Source organism: Amycolatopsis sp. NPDC058278, from assembly GCF_042881395.1.
In the GTDB taxonomy this organism is placed as follows: Bacteria; Actinomycetota; Actinomycetes; order Mycobacteriales; family Pseudonocardiaceae; genus Amycolatopsis.
Map to the genome: position 1 here is coordinate 1 of NZ_JBHVXZ010000270.1, position 1,841 is coordinate 1,841.

The 1,841-nt window shown below is 70.6% G+C and carries 2 protein-coding genes and 1 pseudogene; all 3 read right to left on the reverse strand.

All coding sequences use genetic code 11. From position 1 onward, the window contains the following. Positions 1–29: 29 nt before the first annotated feature. Positions 30–890 carry an ABC transporter ATP-binding protein gene (locus tag ACFVYA_RS49875; RefSeq protein ID WP_285986771.1) on the reverse strand — a complete coding sequence of 287 codons (861 nt, stop codon included), beginning with the start codon at positions 888–890 and terminating at the stop codon, positions 30–32. Positions 891–909: 19 nt separating this feature from the next. Then, complete coding sequence (locus tag ACFVYA_RS49880) at positions 910–1,743, reverse strand: ABC transporter permease (protein ID WP_387055698.1); 834 nt, start codon at positions 1,741–1,743, stop codon at positions 910–912. Further along, positions 1,740–1,841, reverse strand: a pseudogene (locus ACFVYA_RS49885) (ABC transporter permease); the annotation flags it as partial. The gene ACFVYA_RS49880 and the pseudogene ACFVYA_RS49885, both read right to left, overlap by 4 nt.

A 1,841-nucleotide genomic window follows, 5' to 3' on the forward strand; every position in this document is an offset into this window, starting at 1 on the left:
GTGGATATCCACTGTGGACCACCAACGGGTCAGCTGCGGGTCCGGGTTTCCCGGACGTCCGAGGTCCGCTCGGCCAGTTCCCACTCCGCGGCGTCGGACGCGGCCGTGGCGGCCTCCGCCGGCGTGCCGCCGTGCAGCAGCCGCGCCACTTCGCCGCGCAGGGTCACGAACTCGGCCGACTCGCGCGTGGTGATCTGGTCCCGCGCGGCGGGCAAGCCCACCGGCAGGTCCGCCACGATCGACGCCGGTGACTTCGACAGCACCAGCACGCGGTCGGACAGGTACACGCTCTCGTCGATGTCGTGGGTGACGACCAGGACCGTGCTGCCCTGCTCGCGCTGCACGCGCCGGGTCAGGTCCTCGAGCTCGAAGCGCGTCTGGGCGTCGACCGAGGCGAACGGCTCGTCCATCAGCAGCAGCGCCGGGCGGCTGGCCAGCGCGCGGGCGATCGACACCCGCTGCTGCATGCCGCCGGACAGCTGCCACGGGTACTTGCCGCCGACGTCCGACAAGCCCACGTGGGACAGCGCTTCGGCCGCCCGTTCACGACGTTCCGCGCGCGAGATCGGCCGCCACCGCAACGGGAACTCGACGTTCTTCTGCACCGAAAGCCAGGGGAACAGCGAACGGCTGTAGTCCTGGAACACGACGGCCAGGTCGTCCGGGACTCCGGAGACGCGGTCGCCGTGCAGGCTGACCGTGCCGTCGGTGGGCGGGGTCAGCCCGGCGATGCAGCGCAGCAGCGTCGACTTCCCGCAGCCGGACGGGCCGACGATGCTGGCCAGCTGCCCGGCTTCGACGGTGAAAGAAAGGTTGTTCACCGCGGTGTGGGCCTTGGCCCCGCTGCCGTAGGTGTGACTGAGGCCGGAAACTTCGAGCATGGTGGACATGGGAGAGGCCTTTCCAGCGTCAGTCGCGGCCGAGACGGGTCGGCTGCCAGGCCAGCACCCGCCGTTCCGCGGCCAGGAAGATCGTGTTGAAGACGTAGCCGAGGATGCCCAGCAGCACCAGCCACGACCACATGGTCGGGAACTCGAAGTCCTGCTGGGCGTTCAGCAGCGACCGGCCGATGCCGTTGTACGCGCCGACGAGCTCGGAGACGACCATCAGCAGCAGCGAGATCGACAGGCTCACCCGCAGCCCGGCGAAGATCTTCGGCGCCGCCGACGGCAGGACGACCATGCCGAGCCAGTACGCCTTGGGCGTGCGGAACGACCGCGCCGTCTCCACCTTCACCTGGTCGACCGAGCGGACGCCGTCGACGGTGTTGAGCAGCACCGGCCACACCGCGCCGAAGATGATCGACCCGATCTGCATGCCCGAGCTCAGCCCGAACAGCACCGCGAACACCGGGATCAAGGTGGGTGGCGGGATCGAGCGGAAGAACGCGAACAGCGGGCCGACGTAGTCCATCGCCGTCGCCGACCGGCCGAGGAGCACGCCGATGACGATGCCGACGAGCGCGGCCAGTGCCCAGCCGCCGAGCGTCCGGCCGAGACTGGGGAACACGTTGTCGAACACGGCGTCGGTGAGGAACAGGTGCGACGCGGGCCCGGTGAACCACAGCTTCGCGGCGGTGCCCGCGATCTCCGACGGCGGGGGGAAGAACTTGCTGCCGCCGGCCCGGGCGGCGAACTCCCAGCCGACCACCAGGATCGCGAACAGCAGCCAGTTGCGCAGGACCGTGGCGGCACCGCGCGCGGCGCGCCGGCCCACCCGGCCCGAAAGGGTCGCCGCGGTCACGCGATCGCCTCCCGGTCCACCGAGCTCCACCGGAACAGCCGCTTGCCGAGCTGTTCGAGGCCCTCGTTGATCAGGTAGCCCAGCGTCCCGGCGACCAC